General features: G+C 63.0%; 19 protein-coding genes. 4 read left to right on the top strand and 15 right to left on the bottom strand.

The window, feature by feature from the left end; translation table 11 throughout:
* Positions 1–362: 362 nt before the first annotated feature.
* The 8 genes from ACAX43_RS31565 to phnS form a co-directional block, all read right to left on the bottom strand.
* Positions 363–923 carry a phosphonate degradation HD-domain oxygenase gene (locus ACAX43_RS31565; protein ID WP_370712259.1) on the bottom strand — a complete coding sequence of 187 codons (561 nt, stop codon included), beginning with the start codon at positions 921–923 and terminating at the stop codon, positions 363–365.
* 4 nt (positions 924–927) lie between these two features.
* The gene (gene phnY / locus ACAX43_RS31560) at positions 928–2,379 is read right to left on the bottom strand and encodes a phosphonoacetaldehyde dehydrogenase (protein WP_370712258.1); all 1,452 of its coding nucleotides are present in this window, start codon (positions 2,377–2,379) and stop codon (positions 928–930) included.
* On the bottom strand, positions 2,376–3,632 hold the full coding sequence (gene phnA / locus ACAX43_RS31555) for a phosphonoacetate hydrolase (protein ID WP_370712257.1): 1,257 nt from the start codon (positions 3,630–3,632) through the stop codon (positions 2,376–2,378). The genes phnY and phnA overlap by 4 nt, the downstream gene beginning before the upstream one ends.
* A 57-nt stretch (positions 3,633–3,689) precedes the next feature.
* Positions 3,690–4,424 carry a phosphonate utilization associated transcriptional regulator gene (locus tag ACAX43_RS31550; protein WP_370712256.1) on the bottom strand — a complete coding sequence of 245 codons (735 nt, stop codon included), beginning with the start codon at positions 4,422–4,424 and terminating at the stop codon, positions 3,690–3,692.
* A gap of 59 nt (positions 4,425–4,483) precedes the next feature.
* Positions 4,484–5,347 carry a 2-aminoethylphosphonate ABC transport system, membrane component PhnV gene (phnV, locus tag ACAX43_RS31545; protein ID WP_370712255.1) on the bottom strand — a complete coding sequence of 288 codons (864 nt, stop codon included), beginning with the start codon at positions 5,345–5,347 and terminating at the stop codon, positions 4,484–4,486.
* Positions 5,337–6,281 carry a 2-aminoethylphosphonate ABC transporter permease subunit gene (locus tag ACAX43_RS31540; RefSeq protein WP_370712254.1) on the bottom strand — a complete coding sequence of 315 codons (945 nt, stop codon included), beginning with the start codon at positions 6,279–6,281 and terminating at the stop codon, positions 5,337–5,339. The genes phnV and ACAX43_RS31540 overlap by 11 nt, the downstream gene beginning before the upstream one ends.
* Positions 6,259–7,359 carry a 2-aminoethylphosphonate ABC transport system ATP-binding subunit PhnT gene (gene phnT, locus ACAX43_RS31535; protein ID WP_370712253.1) on the bottom strand — a complete coding sequence of 367 codons (1,101 nt, stop codon included), beginning with the start codon at positions 7,357–7,359 and terminating at the stop codon, positions 6,259–6,261. Before phnT ends, ACAX43_RS31540 begins: the two co-directional genes overlap by 23 nt.
* A 98-nt stretch (positions 7,360–7,457) precedes the next feature.
* Complete coding sequence (phnS, locus tag ACAX43_RS31530; protein WP_370712252.1) at positions 7,458–8,549, bottom strand: 2-aminoethylphosphonate ABC transporter substrate-binding protein; 1,092 nt, start codon at positions 8,547–8,549, stop codon at positions 7,458–7,460.
* Between the two features lie 353 nt (positions 8,550–8,902).
* Here phnS and ACAX43_RS31525 point away from each other — a divergent pair, with 353 nt between their 5' ends.
* A complete protein-coding gene (locus ACAX43_RS31525; RefSeq protein WP_370712251.1) occupies positions 8,903–10,015 on the top strand; it encodes a 2-aminoethylphosphonate--pyruvate transaminase in 1,113 nt (370 codons plus the stop codon).
* Positions 10,016–10,033: 18 nt separating this feature from the next.
* Here the strand turns inward: ACAX43_RS31525 and ACAX43_RS31520 are convergent, their stop codons facing one another.
* Complete coding sequence (locus ACAX43_RS31520; protein WP_370712250.1) at positions 10,034–10,789, bottom strand: DeoR/GlpR family DNA-binding transcription regulator; 756 nt, start codon at positions 10,787–10,789, stop codon at positions 10,034–10,036.
* Positions 10,790–10,963: 174 nt separating this feature from the next.
* Here ACAX43_RS31520 and ACAX43_RS31515 point away from each other — a divergent pair, with 174 nt between their 5' ends.
* Positions 10,964–12,523, top strand: coding sequence for an ABC1 kinase family protein (locus tag ACAX43_RS31515; protein WP_370712265.1), 1,560 nt, complete (start codon positions 10,964–10,966; stop codon positions 12,521–12,523).
* Positions 12,524–12,681: 158 nt separating this feature from the next.
* Positions 12,682–13,554, top strand: a complete 873-nt coding sequence (locus tag ACAX43_RS31510; protein WP_370712249.1) for a DMT family transporter — start codon at positions 12,682–12,684, stop codon at positions 13,552–13,554.
* Positions 13,555–13,582: 28 nt separating this feature from the next.
* Here the strand turns inward: ACAX43_RS31510 and ACAX43_RS31505 are convergent, their stop codons facing one another.
* Entirely contained in the window at positions 13,583–14,443 is an 861-nt protein-coding gene (locus tag ACAX43_RS31505; RefSeq protein ID WP_370712248.1) for a L,D-transpeptidase, read from the bottom strand.
* Positions 14,444–14,955: 512 nt separating this feature from the next.
* On the opposite strand from ACAX43_RS31505, the gene nadE reads away from it, so the two are divergent.
* Complete coding sequence (gene nadE / locus ACAX43_RS31500) at positions 14,956–15,816, top strand: ammonia-dependent NAD(+) synthetase (RefSeq protein WP_370712247.1); 861 nt, start codon at positions 14,956–14,958, stop codon at positions 15,814–15,816.
* Between the two features lie 109 nt (positions 15,817–15,925).
* On the opposite strand, the gene ACAX43_RS31495 is transcribed toward nadE, so the two are convergent.
* The 5 genes from ACAX43_RS31495 to ACAX43_RS31475 form a co-directional block, all read right to left on the bottom strand.
* Positions 15,926–16,195: an RNA-binding protein gene (locus ACAX43_RS31495; protein WP_370712246.1), complete on the bottom strand. Its 270-nt coding sequence runs from the start codon at positions 16,193–16,195 to the stop codon at positions 15,926–15,928.
* A 5-nt stretch (positions 16,196–16,200) separates the two neighbouring features.
* Complete coding sequence (locus ACAX43_RS31490; protein ID WP_370712245.1) at positions 16,201–16,347, bottom strand: hypothetical protein; 147 nt, start codon at positions 16,345–16,347, stop codon at positions 16,201–16,203.
* A gap of 274 nt (positions 16,348–16,621) precedes the next feature.
* The gene (locus ACAX43_RS31485; protein WP_370712244.1) at positions 16,622–16,972 is read right to left on the bottom strand and encodes a hypothetical protein; all 351 of its coding nucleotides are present in this window, start codon (positions 16,970–16,972) and stop codon (positions 16,622–16,624) included.
* 100 nt (positions 16,973–17,072) lie between these two features.
* Positions 17,073–17,723, bottom strand: coding sequence for a hypothetical protein (locus ACAX43_RS31480; protein WP_370712243.1), 651 nt, complete (start codon positions 17,721–17,723; stop codon positions 17,073–17,075).
* A gap of 240 nt (positions 17,724–17,963) precedes the next feature.
* The gene (locus ACAX43_RS31475; protein WP_370712242.1) at positions 17,964–19,574 is read right to left on the bottom strand and encodes a S10 family peptidase; all 1,611 of its coding nucleotides are present in this window, start codon (positions 19,572–19,574) and stop codon (positions 17,964–17,966) included.
* Positions 19,575–19,595: the final 21 nt, after the last annotated feature.

The raw sequence follows: 19,595 nt of genomic DNA, 5'->3' as shown, positions 1-19,595 counted from the left end.
ATCGGCTGTTAATTTTTAAAGATCGAATACGCAATCACCACCGAACCGTGCCACCTTCACCTACCCGGCACCGCTTCGTTCTGCGTCGCTGCATCAGCAGCAGAGAAACGAGATTATGGAGAACTTTCGCTACGTCGTCAACAGGTTTCTTCAGCTTCATCACCCTGCCCGACACACCGGAAACCCCCGCCATTGCTGGCTCTCCCGCCTCCCGTGCTCCGGTGTCCGAAGCACGAAAGAGCGAGATTCTAGCGAGCCAGACGGTGGCTTGCAAGCGTTATTTTGATGCGTATGGATTGCGCCAGAAATGGCGCGAAGTGGGCACAACAAACACACTCGAAGATGAGCCGAAAACCACTCGTTCAGGCGGCCGCGCGCTTGTGCATCACGCGCTCGACTACGCCCAGATAATGATCGAGGCCCGGCGTCGACCGGCTCTCTTCTTTTGCGCGATCGTCCCATTTGCGCAGCCGCAATGCATCTTCCGCGTAGGGTTTCTGCAGGAACGCCGTCGCCTCGTCCTTGCTGAAGATGCCGCCTTGCAAATCCAGGCTTCGCACCGAATCGGCGGAAAGCTGGCCGAAATATGCATCGTCGATCGCGCATAGGCAGCGCTTGGCGTCGACGTGCAACCGGATCGGCTCCAATACCGCGTCCGACAGCACCGGCCGCAAGAACGGCAGCGCGAAATACTGATGCAAGTCGTCGATGCCGCGCTCCGTCGGTGTTTCGCCTTGCAGATTCAGCAGATGGCCGAGGTCGTGCAAAAACGCAGCGGCAACGAGTTCATCGGCGGCGCCCGCCGCTTCTGCCAATGCGCCGCTTTGCAGCGCGTGTTCGAGTTGCGTCACCGGCTCACCGCTGTAGGCGAGATTTCCGTATTGCTCGAATAATGAACGGATGTCGTTCAGACTCAATGCCACGCTATTACTCCCACGGTAGTGAAAAGGTCTTCAGGTTGGTGAAGCTCTTCATCGCTTCCTGAACGCCTTCTTTATAGCCAAGCCCGGAATCCTTGATGCCGCCGAACGGCGTCAGTTCGATCCGGTATCCCGGCACCTCCCATACGTTGACCGTCCCCACGCGCAATTCGTTGATGAAGCGCGTGATCGCGTCCTGCCGGTTCGTGCACACCCCAGAGGACAAACCAAACGGCGTCCCGTTACTGATACGGATAGCATCGTCGAGCGTATCGAAGGTGATGATCGGCGACACGGGGCCGAACGTTTCCTCGCGCACCAGCGACATTGACGGATCAACGCCATCCAGCACCGTCGGCGAATAAAGCGCACCGTTGCGCTGGTTGCCGATGCGCAAACGTGCGCCGGCCGCAACCGCCTCGTTGACGCGCGCTTCGAATAGCTGCGCTGCGGCGACGTCGATCACGGTGCCCATCTGATTTGACGCGTCGAAAGGATCGCCGAAAGACCAGGCGCGCGTCTTCTCCACGACCCGATCCGTGAAGTCCGCAGCCACGCTCTTTTGCACCAGCATCCGCTTGACCGCGGTACACCGTTGGCCGGAATTCTTATACGAGCCCTGCACGGCGAGCGTCGCCGCACGCTCGAGATCGGCATCCTCGAGCACGATCAACGGGTCGTTGCCGCCCAGTTCCAGCACGATGCGCCGGTAGCCCGCCTTCGCAGCAATGTATTTGCCGATCGCCACGCCGCCCGTGAAGGTCACGAGCTCCGCCAGAGGATGCGTGATCAGCTCGTCGGCGATTTCGCGCGGATCGCCGGTCAGCACCTGCAGCATCGGCATGGGCAAGCCGGCCTCGTACAGAATGTCCGCCAGATAAAGCGCCGACAACGGCACCTTCTCCGACGGCTTCAGCACCATCCGATTATTCGTCGCAATCGCCGGCGCAACTTTGTGCGCGACCTGGTTCATCGGATGGTTGAACGGCGTAATCGCAACGATCACCCCCGCCAGCGGCTCACGCTGCGAAAACACGCGGCGCTTCTTGCCATGGGGTGTGAGATCGCAGGAAAAACTCTGCCCGTCGTCGCGCAAGGTTTCGATCGAGGCGAACTTGAACACATCGGCGACACGGCCGATCTCGTAGCGCGAATCCTGTTTCGACAGCCCTGACTCGCGCGAAATCAGGTCGGAGGCCTCCTCGGTCCGCTCCCGCAGCAAAGCCGCGGCGCGTTCGAGAATCTGCGAACGCTCGTAGCGTGTGAGCGTCGCCTGATACGCGGCGGCATATTCGAACGCGGCGCGTACGTCGTCGACACTCGCCAGCGGGACCGTGCCCACGCGTGTCCCCGTAAATGGGTCGAGCACGTCGAGGGTACGTGAGCGCGTCGCCCGCTCGCCTTTGAGCCGCAGCGCCTCGGCCCGAAATGCCGGATGGTCCCGCAGTACGGTGTTCATGATGCCGACACGTGATTCAATGCGACGTCGAAGATATCGAAGTTGCGCAGCCGCTTACCTGCGGGCAAAGCCTCGACGCGCCGACTGAACAGCAGCGGCACTTCCTGCTCGGAAATCCCACCGTGCGAACGCAACGGCACGGTCAGTCCTGACAGGTCATGCTCATCGCGCCGCGTGCCGAGCACCACATGTTTGGTACTGACCACGACGATATCGCCGACGCGGTCGTTCGGCAGCTCGAAGCGCTCGCACGCGTCGCGATTGTCGAGTACCACTTCGATGCCGTGCAAACCGCCGATCCGCTCGATCACCTGCGCGACGCTCACATCGCGCGGGAGGTAAATCGTCGCGAACGACCCGAGCGCGCCGTGATGGACGACATACGGATCGGTAATCGGCAAGATGACACGGGCTCGGCGAGCGCCGAGCCATTCGTCCATGACGTCCTGCAGATAGATCACGTTCGGCTCGCCGGTCTTCGGATCATGCTTGGCGTTCATGCCGTGGTCGGCGGTGAGGCCGATCACCCAGCCGAGGGCATCGAGCTTCGCGAGGTAGCCGTCCATCATTGCGTAGAAGTCGTTCGCGCCTTGGGTGCCCGGCGCCCATTTGTGCTGGATGTAGTCGGTGGTCGACAGATACATCAAGTCGAGCTTGCGGGTTTCGGCAAGCCGCACGCCTGCGGCGAATACGAACTCGGACAAACCGGCGCTATACACGTCAGGCACGGGCAACCCGACCAGATCGAGGACTTCGTCGATGCCGTTTTCTTCGCGCGTCACCGTGTCGGCTTTTTCCGCCGAGAAACAGATGCCCTTGAGTTGCCAGCCCAGCAAACGGCGCAGCTTGTCTTTGGCGGTGACCACGGCGACTGCGGCGCCTGCTTCAGCAGCGGCTGCCAGCAGTGTGCCGGCGCGCAGATAAACCGGATCGTTCATCATCACTTCGGCGCCTTCGCCGCCGTTCGCGCTCGGATCCCAGAAGTAATTGCCGCAGATGCCGTGCACCGAGGGCGGCACGCCGCATACGATCGACAGATTGTTCGGGTTGGTGAACGACGGAATCACGCAGTCGCCCTTGAACGCCGCGCCGCCCTTGAGCATCTTGCCGATGAAAGGCGCGACGCCCGCAGCGACCGCGGCTTCGAGGTAATCGTATTCGCAACCGTCGACGCACACCACGACCGTCGGTTGCAAGGGCAGCCGGTAGCTGCGGCCGTTGACTTCGATCGTATGTTCGCTTGCGTTTGCCATTGTTACCTTCCATGCGTGAAGAGCACGCGTGCTCTAGCCAATATGTTGCAACCAGTCTCAACCGTTCGAGGCTGATGGCCTCTGCGCCGGGCCCAACGGCCCCGCCGACTCGCACGCCTCACGCGCGCGCTGCAGGCCGCCGTTCACATGCGCATGCATCAGCGCGGCAGCACGTTCGGCGTCGCGTGAGGCCAGCGCCGTCAGAATCGCGCGATGCTCGGCGAGCGAGCGCTCCATCGCGTCGGCACGCACCACCAGCGCGGCGCGGCGAAACAGGCTCAGTTCGCTTACCAGTCGTCGGTATGTCTCGTACAACTTCTCGTTACCCGATGCCGCCACGATCGCATCGTGAAACGCCACGTTCGCCCGCGTGTAGGCATCGTGATCCTGTGCATCGAGCGCGTCGCGCATCGCGTCGAGCCACTCGCGCAACACGGCCAGCTTGCGTGAATTGATACTCGAAGCCAGCATCCGGCACGCCGCCTCTTCGAGTACGGCGCGCACCGCGTAAATCTCGTCCGCCTCCGCCAGCGACACCGTTCGCACGAACACGCCGCGATTTTTCTCGGTGCGCACGAGGCCCGCTTGCTCCAGCGCGCGAAACGCCTCGCGCACCGGCCCGCGCGAGACCTGCAAACGCGCGGCCCAGTCGGCTTCGTTGAGCTTGTCGCCGGGCGCGAGCGTCCCTTCGATGATGTGCCGTTCGATTTCGTCGCGGACCAGCGCCGTCAGCGAATGCCTGCGCACAACCTCAATCGGATCGACAGAAGCAGTTTGCATATATTCGGTCATTTTGGCACATTTCACCACATCGATAGGTGTTTGCGCGCCGCGTGGCACGCCAATGCTCGTCAGTCGACGCGACGACGCGGGACACGCGCCGCGATCAGCAACAACGCGGCAAGCGAGACCAGCAGCAGAATCAGCGACAGCGCGGAAGCCGGCAGATAATAGCCGCGCTCCACCTGCCCGACGACGACGATCGGCACCGTCGCAAAGCCTGGCGGATACACGGTAAGCGTCGCGCCGAGTTCGCCGAGCGAGAGCGCGAAGCCGAGCGCGAGACTCGCGCGGATAGCCGGCACCAGTTGCGGCAACACGACGCGGCGCAACACCATCGACGGCGGCGCACCCAGACTCGCTGCCGCTTCGCGCAGAATGGTCAATTCCGGACGCAGCGCGGCGGCCGCGCAGCGGTAGCAGAACGGCAGCACCAGCGCGAGCTGCACGAACACGACGATCGCCGCCGAGCTCGAGAGGTCGAACGGACGCTTGTGGTACGCGATCAGCACGGCCAGCCCGAGCACCACGCTCGGCACGCCGTTGGGCATCATCGCGATGGTGTCGACGAAAGCACCCAGACCCCGCCGATCACGCCCTTCGAGCGCCAGCGCGAGCCACAGGCCGAGAATCGTGCCGAGCACCGCGACGCCCATGCCGATTTCGAGGCTCGTGATCAGCGCGTCGAAGTCGCTCGAACCGAGCCGCTCGAACCAGCGCATGCTGAGGCTGTCCGGCAGGATCGTGCCGGACCAGTGCCCGGCCACGCTCGAGAGCGCGACCACCAGCACCGGCAGAACGAACAACCAGAAGCACAACAGCGCGGCAAAGCCGAGAAACAGGCCGCCGAGCATGCGCACCGGCAGACTGCGGCGCACCGGCCGCGCCTTCTTGTGCATGACCGGCAACACGGTCGGGTCGAGTTCAACGGCCATGGCCCGCTCCTTTCACCTTGCGACGGTTGACCTGGCGGTACAACGCGTAGAGCGACAATGACATGATCAGCATCACTACCGCGCCCGCGGCAGCCGTCGGCAAATCGAGGTCGACAGTCGCCGAGCTGTAGATCGCGACCGGCAGCGTGATCAGATGCGCGCTGCCGAGCACAAGCAGAATGCCGAACTCATTGAGCGTCAGCAGAAAACACAGGATCGTGCCCGCGGCGATGCCAGGCCATGCGAGCGGCAGGATCACCTTGAGCGCGACCATCCAGCCGCTCGCGCCGAGGCTGCGGGCGGCTTCGATCAAACGCATGTCGAGCGTGGCGAACGATGCAAGCGTGGGACGCACGACAAACGGCGCGTAGAACACCACTTCGGCGAGGATCACGCCGCCTACGCCAAACAGAAAATTGAGCGGCGGCGCCTCGAGATGGAATAAGCGCTGCAAGCCGATGCTGACCGAGCCTTGCGAGCCGTACAGAAAAATCAGCGTGAACGCGACCAGAAACGACGGGAACGCGACGAACAACTCAAGAAAGCGGGTAATCAGCCGCGCGCCGGGAAACGGTTTGAAGAACAACATCGACGCCAACGCGACGCCGAGCAGCGACGCGAGCCCGGCACTGGCAAACAGGATCCACAACGTCGTGCCGACCACGCCGCGCGTCTCCGGATTACCAAAGAACGTCGAGTAAGCCTGCAAGCTCAAGCCGTGCGGACCGGTCAGACTGAGCAGTACCAGACGCACAAGCGGATAAACGACCAGCGGTCCGAGTACGAACACCGCGATGAACAGCAGGTGCCATTGCGCCGCACGTTCGCGGCGTTTCACCGCTGCCGCATGCGACGCCGCACTGGCGCTGCGGCGAGCGTCGGCCGCGGCCGCGCTGAGCGGATTGGGGGTGTCAGGGCTCGATAAGGACGACATTGTCAGCCTCATAACGGAGGGAAACACGCGCGCCCTTCTCCGGCATCATGCCGTGGCCGCGCTGCATCGTAACGAGCACGGGCTCGCTGGGCATCGCGTCCAGCGCGACCGATACCGACAACACCGCGCCGTACCACTCCACCGAGTTGATCGCGCCATGCAACTGCCCTTCGCCGAGCGGCACGATGCGCAGCGCTTCCGGACGCAGACAGGCCACGCGGTTGCGCTCGTTGTAACGCACGTCGTCCATGCTGAAGGCGACCTGCGGCGACAGCAGATTGGCCGCGCCCAGATAGCGCGCGACAAAGCCGTCGTTCGGCGTGTCGTACAACTGCTGCGGCGTGCCGAGTTGCGCGATACGTCCTTCGCGCATCAGCAGCGTGCGGTCGGACAACACCAGCGCGTCGTCCTGATCGTGCGTCACGCAGACGATCGTCAGATTCGGCAGGCGCTCATGCAGCGCCTTCAGTTCGGAACGCACCGAGGCGCGCAGATTGGCGTCGAGTGCGGAAAGCGGTTCGTCGAGCAACAGCACATCGGGCTCGATCACGAGCGCGCGGGCCAACGCCACACGCTGCTGCATGCCACCCGACAACTGTGCGGGCATCACATGGCCGGCGTCGCCCAGTTGCACCAGCTTCAACGCGTCCGCCACCCGTCGCGCGACATCCTTGGACGGCGTGCGGCGCGCCCGCAGCCCGAAGGCCACGTTATCGAACACCGACAGATGCGGGAACAGCGCATAGCTCTGAAACAGCAAGCCGAGATTGCGTTTGTGCGGCGGCACGTGGGTGAGATCGTGACCGGCGACGCTCAACGTGCCGGACAGGCCATCCGCTTCAATGAACCCGGCGATGAAACGCAACAACGTGGTCTTGCCGCAACCGCTGCGGCCGAGCACGGTCAGCAATTCACCGCGCTGGATGGTCAACGACAGATCGTCGAGGACGGTACGCGAACCGAAGCGCACCGTCAGATGGTCGATCTGCACGCCGCCCGGCGTGTTCGAACGCGCGGCTTCGAGCGCATCCGGTGTGGCGCCGAGCGCGCCTGGGTGAGCAAGACTGGCCGTATTCACCGGGTTCATCCTCCAACTGAATTAATGCTGATACGACGCCCGGCGTGATAGCCGGGCGCCGCCTGATTCAAATGCAGACTACGGCTTATTTAGACGGCTTACTTCGGTTTGACGACTTCGAGCTGCTTGCCCGACGAACCGATCACGTCGCTCTTCCAGCGTGCCGTCCAGTCAGCCTTCTTCGACATCACCTGGTTCCAGTCCACCGGAATCAGCTTCACCCCGGCGATTGCCTGCTTGACGGCTTCGCCGTTCTTGCCGGCGAGCGGCACGTCGGTGCGGCCCGGAATACCGAAGATGTCCGGCACCTTGGCTTGCACGTCGGTCGACATCAGGTAGTCGATCAGCTTCTTGCCCGCTGCCTGGTTCGGACCGCTCTTGATCAGGCCGATCGCGTACGGCAACTGGAAGGTGGTCGGCTTACCGCCGGCGCTGGCTGCGAGGAAGATCGGCTTGAGCGAAAGACCGCCGTTGGCCGCATCGTCCAGATCCATTTGCAGGTCGCCGTTGGCGAAGGCGATTTCGTTACGGGAAAGCAGCACGTCGAGGTAGCCGGTGCCCTTGGTGTGGAACTTGGCGCTCTCTTCGAGCTTCTTCAGATAGTCGAACGCCTTGTCTTCGCCCATCAGCGACGTGGTCAAAATGATCACGGCCATACCGTCGCCGGCCGTGGCCGGGTTCGAGTAGGCGACCTTGCCGGTGTAGTCCGGGTGCAGCAGATCGGCGAACGTCTTCGGTTGCGTCTTGGTGACGTCCGGGTTGATCGCGAACGAGAAGTAATTGTTCACGAACGTCGCCCACGCACCGTTCGGCGCCTTGGCGATCGCCGGCACATTCTTGTAGTTGGCGCTCTGGTAAGCCTGCAGCAGGCCGCTCTGGTCGGCTTGCTGAATGAACGGCGGCAGCGTGACGAGCACGTCGGCCTTCGGCTGATCCTTCTCGATGGTGGCGCGATTCACCACTTCGCCGCTGCCTGCCGTGACGATGTTGACCTTCACGCCTTCTTTCTTTTCGAAGGCCGGCAACACATCCTTATAGAGGTTTTCGAGGCCGTCGGCGGTGTACAGCACCACCGCGTCAGCCGCGTGGGCCTGAATCGCCGTGCCGCCGAACGCCGCAGCGGCAACCAGCGCCGGCAACAATTTGCGCACCAGGCCGGCAGTGGCGTAAAGGGAATTCGTCTTTGTCATGTCGCTTTCTCCGAAAGGCAAAAAACCAGACGGTCGGGATAACCCGATACCTGTTGTGATTAAACGGCGGTCGCGCCGCGCCGCTTGCGTGTTGCCCTCAGCCAGCTGTCGTACAGATTGCAGATTGCCGACAACCTTGCCGCTTCTTCCCCAGCCTGACTCACAGCTCACTCTACGACACTCGCGCTGCCTGCCATGCCTGAAGGGGCACGGCAAGGATCACAGGTTTCCATGACAACGCCATGACTATTCTGTCGAATTACAAAAAATGACACAATTCGCCAATAATATCCAAATCAATCTTTTTGTCACCCTGTCAGGGCGACGACCATTCATCTGATGACGGAGGCTATGTGATTCTTGGAAACGACCCCATCCTGTTGACCCCGGGCCCGCTCTCCACCTCGCCGCAAACCCGCGAGGCGATGCTGCGCGACTGGGGTTCGTGGGACGCCGCATTCAATCGCATGACACAGAGCGTCTGCACCGACCTCGTGAAGATCGTACATGGCGAAAATGACTATGTATGCGTACCGCTTCAAGGCAGCGGCACGTTCGCGGTCGAAGCGGCGCTCGGCACCCTGGTGCCACGTGAAGGCTGTGTGCTGGTTCCGAACAACGGCGCATATTGTGCCCGTCTGATCAGAATATTGCAGCGAATAGGCATCGCTTATGTCGAGCTGGCGCTGCGCGAGGACGAACCGGTCAGCGCTGCCGCCATGGAAGACGCCTTCAATCGCGACTCGCGCATCACCCACGTCGCGCAGGTGCATCTGGAAACGAGCGCCGGTCTGCTCAACCCGCTCGACGAGATCGCCGCGGTGTGTCAGCGGCACGGCAAAAGTCTGATCGTCGACGCGATGAGTTCGTTCGGCGCGCTGCCGATCGATCTGCGGCGCGGCGGCATCGACGCATTGATCTCGGCGAGCGGCAAGTGCCTTGAAGGCGTGCCGGGGATAGGCTTCGCGATTGTGCGGCGCAGCGTACTGGAACGCAGCGAAGGACGCTCGCCGTCGCTTGCGCTGGATCTCCACGACCAGTACGTCTATATGCAGAAGACCACGCAGTGGCGCTTCACGCCGCCGACTCATGTGATCGCTGCTTTGCGTCAAGCGCTCGATCAGTTCATCGCGGAAGGGGGACAAGCGGCACGCGGCGCACGCTACACGCAGAACTGCGCCGTATTGGTGACGGACATGAAAGCGCTCGGTTTCGAACCGTTCCTGAAGCCTGAAGTGCAGGCGCCGGTAATCGTCACGTTCCATGCGCCGCGTGACCCCGCGTGGAATTTCGCGAACTTTTATGCCGCGGTGCGCGAGGCCGGCTATGTGCTCTATCCGGGCAAGCTCACGCAAGTGGAAACCTTCCGCGTGGGTTGCATCGGCGCAATCGACGCAAACGAACTGCATAACGCGGTGGCGGCGATCGGCCGTACGCTCGAGCGGCTTGGCATCCGCGTGAAATAGAGGGGTGGGCCCCGGCGCTCAGGCGATCAGGATTTCCAGACCATGCGCCGCGATCGCCTTGCCGAGTGCGCGCTCGGGCGCCAGTTCGGTAATCAGATAACGCGCCGACTCAACGCCGTTGATACGCACCGGCGTCACGCGCCCGAACTTCGAATGGTCGGCGACGATCACCACCGTGTCGGCGGCGGCGATCATGCGGCTGCGCACTTCGGCGGCCATGCGGCTGTAGTCGGTCAGGTACCCTTCCGGCGAGATGCCGCCCGCGCCGATAAAGGCGAAGTCCGCGTGATACTGCGTCAGTTGATGGACCGTATCGAGTCCGAAGGTGGCGTCTTCGATATCCGACAGTTCGCCGCCGAGCAGCGTGACGCGGTTATCGTTGCGGCGGCCGAGCAGCAGCGCGATGCGCCAGTCGTTCGTGTACACCGACAAGCGATGCCGGTCGAGCAAGGCCCGCGCCACCGCTTGCGTGGTGCTGCCCGAATCGATGATCAGCGAGGCGCCGTCCGGCACGAACTCGGCCGCACGTTCGCCGATCGCCCGCTTGGCGCCGGCGTTGGCAGCCTCGCGCGTATCGAGGTCGGGCTCGTGCCGGTCGCTGGATAGCGCGCCGCCGTGCGTCGTGACCAGCAGGCCGCGCCCGGCCAGCGCATTCAGATCGCGCCGGATCGTCTCGCGCGACACATTCAGCTCGCGCACCAGTTCAGCGACCGAAAGTGCGCCAGTTTTGGCGACTTGCGCCAGGATGTATTGGTGACGTTGTTCTGCGAGCATCTGTGAAGGGCCGAAAGCCGGCGCGCTTGGGTTTCGCCTGGATCAGGAAGGCCGCCGTATTGTATTACGCGTGGCGCGGCGATGCGCCTATTGGCGCGCTTACCTGCTAACCTGAACGCCCTGGCCGCGCGTCGACGCCTGTCGATGGCGCGTGGTCCGTCAACCGAACTGCCGATGCCGCCACTGTTTCGCCGTTTACTGCTGCTGTTCCACGCGATGCGTTACGGCGCACGCCTGATCTGGCTTGCCGCCCCGCCCGATCACAAACTGCACTGGATGATCGAGCTGATCGGCCGTGTGCATGCGTCCGGTCGCAGCGCCGAGGGCCTGCATGGCATGCTGCCGGTGCTCGGGCCGCTCGCGAGCCGCTTCGCGCAGACGCTGGCCACGCGTCCCGAGTTGGCCGCCGGCACCTTGCACGACGCCATCGACGCTATCGATCACCTTGAGGCCCCGCTGCCGCCTCATGCATCCGAACAGGCCCTGTCGCGCGCATTCGGCCGGCCGCTAGCCACGATTTTCAGCGCGGTCGATCTGGTGCCGGTGCGCGGCGGCTTTGCCGAACAGACGCATCTGGCGCGCCTTCTCGCGCCGGTCAACGGCCATCACGAGGTGGCCATCAAACTGGTGCGCGCCGATCAGCTGCAACAGATCGGCGACGAACTCGCGCTGTTGCGCTGGGTCGCGCGCTGGCTGGAAAAATTCTCCGGCCGCGCGCGTCAGCTGAAACTACGCGAATTGGCTCAATCATTTACCGACGACATCCTGCGCCGCTTCGATCTGCGCGCCGAAGCCGCCAATCTGAGCCAGACCGGCCATCATTTCGACGGCGACGCGCGCATCGTCGTGCCGGACGTGATCTGGGACCTGTGCACGAACCGCACGCTGACGATGCAACGCATCAGCACCCTGCCGGCCAGTGATCTGCCCGGTCTGCACGCGCATCACATCAAACTCGCGCCGCTGGCCGCGCATATCGTCGAGGTCGTGACCGAACAGGCTTTCGAGCATGGCTTCTTTCACGCCACCCTCGACGCGCGCCGCGTGCGCGTGAGCGTCGAGCCGGACACGTTGGGGCGGCTCGTGCTGGCGGAGTTTTCGATCATGTCGAGCCTCTCGACCGGCGAGCGAGAATTCTTCGTGCACGGCGCGACCGCTCTATTCGACCAGGACTACGGCCGGCTTGCCGAACTGCATCGCGATGCCGGGCACGTGCCACACGACACGCGCGCGGAGATGCTCGAAGCCGAGTTGCGCACGCGCGCCGAAGCGCATTTCTCAGCCGAGCCGGAAGATAGGTCGGCGGGTTCGCTATTTCATCATCTGCTGCACGCCGTTCATCCCTTCGACGGCGCCGTGCCCGCTCGTCTCGCTACCGCGCAGCGCTCGTTCCAGCAGGCGGAAATGCTGGCGCGCGCGTTGCATCCGGGCGTCGATACATGGACTATCACGCGCAGCGTGCTGTTGGGGATTGCGCGGCGCGACACTGATCATCGCGGTTGGATCAAGCGCATTTCACGCGAGTTGCCGCATCTCGCGCATATGCTGCCACGCGTGCCGCAACTGGCCGTACGCTACCTGCAGCATGAGCACGATCGCGCCCGCACGCCGCAGCAGAATGCGCAACTGATTCAGGATATCGGCCGCGAATACCGGCGTACGTGTGTGCTGCTGTGGGCATGTGCGGTGTGCGGTGGCGTGCTTGGCGCGGGGACCGTGCTTCTGATGTGGTGATGCGGCCGATGGGGTGAACCCGACGAGGCCGCGGAAGTGGCGAGGCGAGGCGCGGCTCACGCAACGAGCCGTTGAGCACGCGTCGGCGATTGCAGCTTCGAACAAGACGCGCTTCGTGTGTCTCGGCAAGATGGCGGCTTTTCACGCCACCGTTTCCAATGCTCGCTTCCCTGATCGCCGCCGTCTTCGTCGTGTTATGGTCGACCGGTTTCGTGGTCGCCCGGGCAATCACGCCGTTTGCCGATCCCAATCTGTTTCTGCTCGCGCGCTTCGGCGGCACGGCACTGATATTCGCGATCGCCGCTTTGGCCACGCGCGCCGCATGGCCGACCGGCCGCGATCTCGGCAAGCATCTGCTGGCCGGCGCGCTACTGCAAGGCGTCTATCTCGGCGCCGGCTACTGGGCCGTCGCACAGGGCTTGAGCGCCGGCGTGATGGCCTTGCTCGGCGCCCTGCAACCGCTCGCGACCGCCGCCGTCGCGGCCCCGCTGTTCGGCGAGCGGCTTTCGCGGCGTGGCTGGGCAGGTATGGCGCTCGGCCTCGCGGGCGTCGCGCTGGTTCTCGAACCGAAGCTCGCCGCGGCTGCGCCGCCGATTCCACATGGCAACGCGCCGCCGTGGCTGGTCGTACTCATCTCGATCGCCGCAATTGGCGCGATCACCGCTGGGACGCTATTTCAGAAGACCTCGCTCGCGAAGGCGGATATTCGCAGCGCGAGCGCCGTGCAAAATTTGGGCGCAGCGGTCGTCGCAGCGATTCTTGCGCTGGCGCTCGGCGAACACCGCTGGATTGCATCGGCCACTTTGTGGGGGTCGCTGGCGTGGGGCATCGTCATGCTGTCCGGAATCAGCGTCACCTTGCTGGTGTGGATGGTGAGGCGCGGCGATGCGGCCCGCGCCACCGCGCTGATGTTTCTCGCCCCGCCGCTCGCCGCGCTCGAAGGCTATTTCGGCTTCGGCGAAACGCTGCTGCCGGTGCAGATCGCTGGATTTGCCGTGGCGCTGGTCGGCGTGCTGCTCGCGCGGTCGTGAGCGGCGCGCGCCGATCACATGCCGCCGGTCAATCCGCCGTATCCGCGCCCGCCGGCACTCTTGCGCGCGCCTTGCCGCCGGGTGCAGGCGCCCACGCCGGGCGGCTCTTGCGCTCCGAATCCACCACGGCGATGTAGCGCCCCGCCCACGGTGTCACCTGGCGATCGCTTTTCAACACCCACAGCGATTTGCCGGACTCGACCAGCGCTGCATATTCGGCGTCGAGAATGCCGTAATGGTCGAGAAACACATTGAGCGACGCGGGAATCCGCACGCAGCCCTTCGAATGGCGAATGCCGAGCAGCGGTTCGAGCCGGTCCGGGTCGGTGGCGTGCATCTGAAAACGCATCTGCGACATGCCGCCTTTGCCCCAGCCGCGCTCACCCTGCGCCCAGCCGAGGTCGAAGATTCGCATGTCGCGCTTGCCGTAGCCGCGGATGCGGTTCTCGTTCAACGTGCCTTCGGAGCGAAAGTCCATATTGGACGGGGTATGTTCGAACACGCCGAGCGGCGTGATGAAGTGGTCATACTCACCCGGCCGCCCAGTCGAAACCGGCGACGCGCCGATCATCTTCCAGGTATCGGACGGCGTCGCGCGAAAATAGATGAACAGCGCTTGCACGTTGGCGTTGCGGTCGACCACCACGACATACTCACCCGACAGATTACCCAGCATGTGCTCACCGAGCACCGTTTGCAGGCGGTCGGCATAAGCGTGCTGCTCTGCAGCCGGCACTTTCAGCCGACGCGTCACGTCGTGCGCGAATACACCGCGCAGAATGAACGCGCGACGCGGGTCGACCACGCCGGCTGCATCGGGCGCCGCAACGGCCGACGCGTCAACAGGAGGTGCCGGACGGTTCGCCGATAGGGCTGCCGACGCCGCCATCGCAACGCTGCATGACAACGCGCAACAGGCGGCGCCCAACACGCACGCCAGATAGCGAAATGAACGAGCTGCGCGCGTGGAACGCGGCGCAGAGAGTAAACCCGACACTTTGTGCTGACGCTCTACCGATGCGGAAGTCATGCGCTCCGGTGCAGGCTGGCCAGGCCGATTGGGGTAGTTCATCGCGTGTTTGAGCAAACCTGATTATTATTGACTGCTCGCCGGCTCATGCGGCGCTCGGAACGAGGATGTTACTAAGCACATTGCGATCTGTCGATGAAGAATCGGTCAATTCACCCATATCGCTGAAATGACCTGCAATAATTGACGATCTGCGCGGCGATTTAAAAATGCTGCAAAGCCGATTTAAATCCAAATAGGGGCGATATAACCGCGAGACTGATGCATCACATCATGCCCGCGGACTCGCCCCGCTCGGAGGTCGGTTCCGTGCAGACCGCGCGAGCGTTCATGGTTGACACCGGCGCCACCGAACACGGAGAAAGAGGAACATGACTCAGCGAGACCCAGCCGCACGCCAGGCAAGCATCGCGGCGGAAATGCATGTCGGCGTCGAGTTCGACGCCGCACAGGAAATCGAGCGCCGGGTCGATTTCCTGGCAAGCTATCTGCGTAGCAACGGCCTGAAAACCTATGTGCTCGGCATCAGCGGTGGTGTCGATTCGACTACCGCCGGACGACTTGCGCAACTCGCAGTCGAACGGCTGCGTACCGGCCATTACGAGGCGCGCTTCGTCGCAATACGTTTGCCCTACGGCGTGCAAAAAGACGAAGCCGATGCGCAGCAGGCCTTGCGTTTCATTCGCGCGGACGAAAACCTCACCATCGACATCAAAGCCGCCGCCGATGCAATGCTCGCCGCGCTGCATGACAGCGGCGTGCGGTTTAACGACGATTCACAACAGGATTTCGTGCACGGCAATATCAAGGCGCGGCAGCGAATGATTGCGCAATACGCGGTAGCCAGTGCGCGGACCGGCGTGGTGATCGGCACGGACCACGCGGCCGAATCCGTCATGGGATTTTTCACGAAGTTCGGCGATGGCGGTGCGGATGTGCTGCCGCTCGCCGGCCTGAACAAGCGACGTGTGCGTGCGCTGTCCAAGGCCTTGGGCGCGCCCGAAGCACTGGCGCACAAAGTGCCGACCGCAGACCTCGAAATGTTGCGTCCACAAAGACCGGACGAAGACGCCTACGGCGTTCCCTACAACGATATCGACGACTTTCTGGAAGGCAAACCTGTGAGCGACGCGGCGCGGAAGACAATCCTGCGCTTCTATGATGTCACGCAGCACAAGCGGGCTTTGCCATACACGCCGTTCGATTGGCCGGTGACGGCTGGCGGGAAATGAGAGAAGGAATGTAACGACCCGGCACGCGGGAAGAATACGCGTCATGAATGCGCGAGGCGCGGCGCGTTCTTCCCAACCACCGCACTCGGGCAATGCGGTAGCGATCGGCTCAGTGAGCAGGTGGCGGTTCGCCCTCGCTGAACAGATCGGCGCTCGCCTCGAGCGCCAAGCCGCCCAATTGTTTGCCTTGAATCTGCCGTGCAATCACGTCGCCCACATACGGGACATCCGCAGCCAGTTCGACCGTGGCGTAGGCGCTGGGTTTGCCGGCGTCGACCACGTCGATGTTTTTCGCGTAATGTCCAAGCTCGCGCTCAAGAAACTCCCGCACTTCCTGCTCGCTGCACGATTCCGCGATATTGCGCACGATCAGATTCATGCCGCCTACCCTCGGCGCGTGCCGCGATCCGCGGCACGGACGCGCACGGGGCGCAGCGCGGCACGCTGTTTCGCCTGCGCGGCCGCGAGTTCGCGGATCAATGCAGCACCCGCGACACCCAAAGCGGCCAATGACAGATAGAAGGCAACCATTTAAATCTCCCCTTCGAATTTCTTCCTGTTTCAGGATAGTCACAATCGACCACAAAAGCGATGCGACACAGTGTCAAGAAAACGACTTAACAACTTCCGTTAATGCACTGTACCTGAATAAGCCGCAGTAAAAGTAGCAAAGCACCTGTTCATTCAGCGGGGCAGGCCGGCACACGCACCAGTCATGGACGCTGTACGCAAAAACCGGACCGCGACGCGCACCGCCACAGGCGTCCCGCGGGGGACGCACGCCAACGGGGCCTGATCGCCAGGATCAGTCCGCCGCTTGCACGTCAGCCGCGCTCACCCACCACGTATTCGTGCCATGCGGCACCTTAACCAGCACGGCTGACGGATCGTCGACGCCGTCGTCGGCGATTTCACACACCGCCAGACCGTCGGGCAGGCGCTTTACCTCACCGGCGGCCTGAAACAACGCAACGCGTTGCGCGTTCAACGGCCGCAGTTGCCGGTACACGTCAAAACTGATTGCCGCGGGTACATCGCCGCGAATCTGCAACGAGTCGGCGCTGCTGCAACGCACGGGTTCGGCGGCAAGCGCGGCAGCGCTGCCGAACACACAGCCGAAAGTGAGCGCCAGTGCGGCAAGGCGTGAATGGGTCATGCTGATTCTCCGAGAATAAGTAGGGACAGCGCGCTGCGAGCGGCACGGCTGAACACGCGAGAATGAACGACGAAGGCAACGCAGACGACGACAGGCGCTCTCATGGCGCGCTATCCGGAGCGTCGCTTCGCCCGTTTTCGCCACCGGTCGCAACATCGAGCCGGCTCACGTCGCAAGACGTCTGGAAGCCCGAATGGACCACCGACCAATTGCCGATGATCGCGGCTTGCGCTTCCGCCAGGCTCAACTTGCCCTCGCAGACGCAGCGCTTGAGCATGACCGCAGCGCGCGCCTTGCGGCGCTCGCCCTGCGGGCCTGCCCACGGCAAAAGATCGAGATTGGAAGGCGCGTCCGGCGAGCCACCGAGTACGATGGGCACGCGCCTGTCCAGCGCGAATGCGGGACCGTTGTCGGCATCGATACCGCGTGCGGCGAGCATCCGGTCCTTATGCGCCATCAGTTGATCGAAGGGCGGTGCGACGGTGTCCGCATAGCCGGGGCGGCAAATCGTTTCGCCTACCGATTGCTGTGTCACACGCTCGTCGAGCATTGATCCACCCTGAGCGCGGGCTTCGCCGATGCGTAAGCCGAGCACCAAGGCGAAGCCCAACAGGAGCGCAAAGCGCGTCTTGCGGTGGGGACGCGCTACGTCGCACCGGCGCCGGAGCGCCGGCGGAATCGCCTGATATGTCCTGCTGGTTGTGTCGCTGCAATGGATGGTGCGACACCTGTCTGCAATGCCTGCGTTCATTCTTCGGCGCGCCGGCAGCGGCGCACAATAGTTCAATTCGCAGACCAATTAAAACACATTCAATATCCCTGCGTGAAAAAGGCACGCCTGCACATGGGCGTAAAGACATGCCCGGAACTGCTCGCGAGGACCGCCGGCGCCGTCCTGGCGTGCACGAGAGCACTTTGCAAGACTGCGCCGGCCCATAGGACAAGGATGAGGCCACCGGCCGCGCACCGCTCCCCATGGCTCGCCCAACCGCTACTTCGACACGCGTGCCTGCAAGGCGCGGATACGGCCGAGCGCCGGGGTGTTGGACACCGCCGCGTCATACATCTGGGCAAGATCCGCTTTGAGCGCCGTACGCGAGCCGCCGTCGAGATAGACCATATGCCCCGACGGATAAAAGCGCGCCGACAGATTCTGTCGGACCTGCTGGCTGAGAAGCGGCATTTGCTGCAGATCGAGTACGGTCTGGTAGAACGGCGTGACCCAGTCGTAGAAGCCGTTCGCCGACAGCACCTTCAGGTCGGGATTGAGCGCCATCACGGCGGCAAGGTCGCCCGCGGTGTACAGAATGATGTTGCCCTTCGCATCGAGCCCCTTCTGCGCGCCGGTCGGGTCGATGTGGCCGAAGTCCCAATACTTGAATGCCTGATCGTTGAGGTCGGTGAACGACGAATTCGAGGTGTATTTCAACTGCTCGTTCAAATACACGTTCCACATCGTCGTATAGACGCCGGTGACCGCTGTCATGGTCGGATCGTTGCCGCCGGAATTCGGGTCGATCTTGCCGGCGATGCCGGTATCGATTGCGGTCACCCGACCGTCATATTCGCCGAGCGCGAGCCCTTGCGACTTCAGCAAGGTGGTCAAAAACAGCGAATTACCGCGGCTGTCGTACGACGCGATATCGAGACTCCAGGCGAGCAAAGAGGTTTTGTCGATGCCGGTGTATTCGCTGAGCTTCTCGACCGTGGCGGCATCCGTTGTCGGAAACTTGCGCAGTGCCGCCAGATAATCGGTGCGCGCGAATTGCGCGACTTCTTCGGCGAACGCGCCGAGATCGGTCGGCCGCGGCGCGATGCCGAGTTTCTTGTGGTACCACGCGTCTGCGGCGGCCGTGGGCAACGCGCCAACGGGATTGCCGGATTGGGTGTAGTCGAGGATCGACGATTGCAGCGTGATGCCGTTCAGATCGACGCCGTCTTCATGCAGCCGGTACGCCAGCACGCAGCTGCGCGCCGTGCCATACGACTCGCCGAACAGGTACTTCGGCGAATTCCAGCGATTATTCTTAGTCAGAAAGCGCTTGATGAACTGCTTGATCGAGTCCGCGTCCTGGTCGACACCCCAGAAGTCGCGGTTCTTCTTCGGCGCAATCGCCGCCGAATAGCCCGTGCCGACCGGGTTGATGAAGACGAGATCGCTTTTGTCGAGCAGGCTGTCCGGGTTGTCTTCCATCGCGTATGGCGCGGGCGGCGTAAAGCCCGGCATCGACGTCTTGATGCGGCGCGGCGCGAACGAGCCCAGCAGCACGAACACCGAAGAGGAGCCCGGGCCGCCGTTGTAGAAGAAAGTAACCGGGCGCGTTTCCTCCTTCTGGTTGTCCTGCAGGAATGCAACGTAGAACATCCTGGCTTCGGGCTGCGAGCTGCTCGGGTCGACAATCACGAGGTGACCCGCCGTTGCCGTGTAGTTGATCTTGTGTGCGCCGATCGTGATCGAATGGTGCGTAATCGCGGCTGTTTCAACAGTATCGGTGACCGAATCGTCCGGCCCGTTGCCATAAGCAACCGGATCGAAGAACGGCTGGTCTCCGGCTTTATGCGACGACTGCGGACTAACGGAAGCTGACTCAGTGGTTGTCATGATCGCTCCATGGTTTCGTTA

The organism is Paraburkholderia sp. IW21 (assembly GCF_041321145.1).
Taxonomy (GTDB): Bacteria; Pseudomonadota; Gammaproteobacteria; order Burkholderiales; family Burkholderiaceae; genus Paraburkholderia.
The sequence above is the reverse complement of the archived record's forward strand: the minus strand, read 5'-3'. Positions and strand labels throughout refer to the sequence as shown.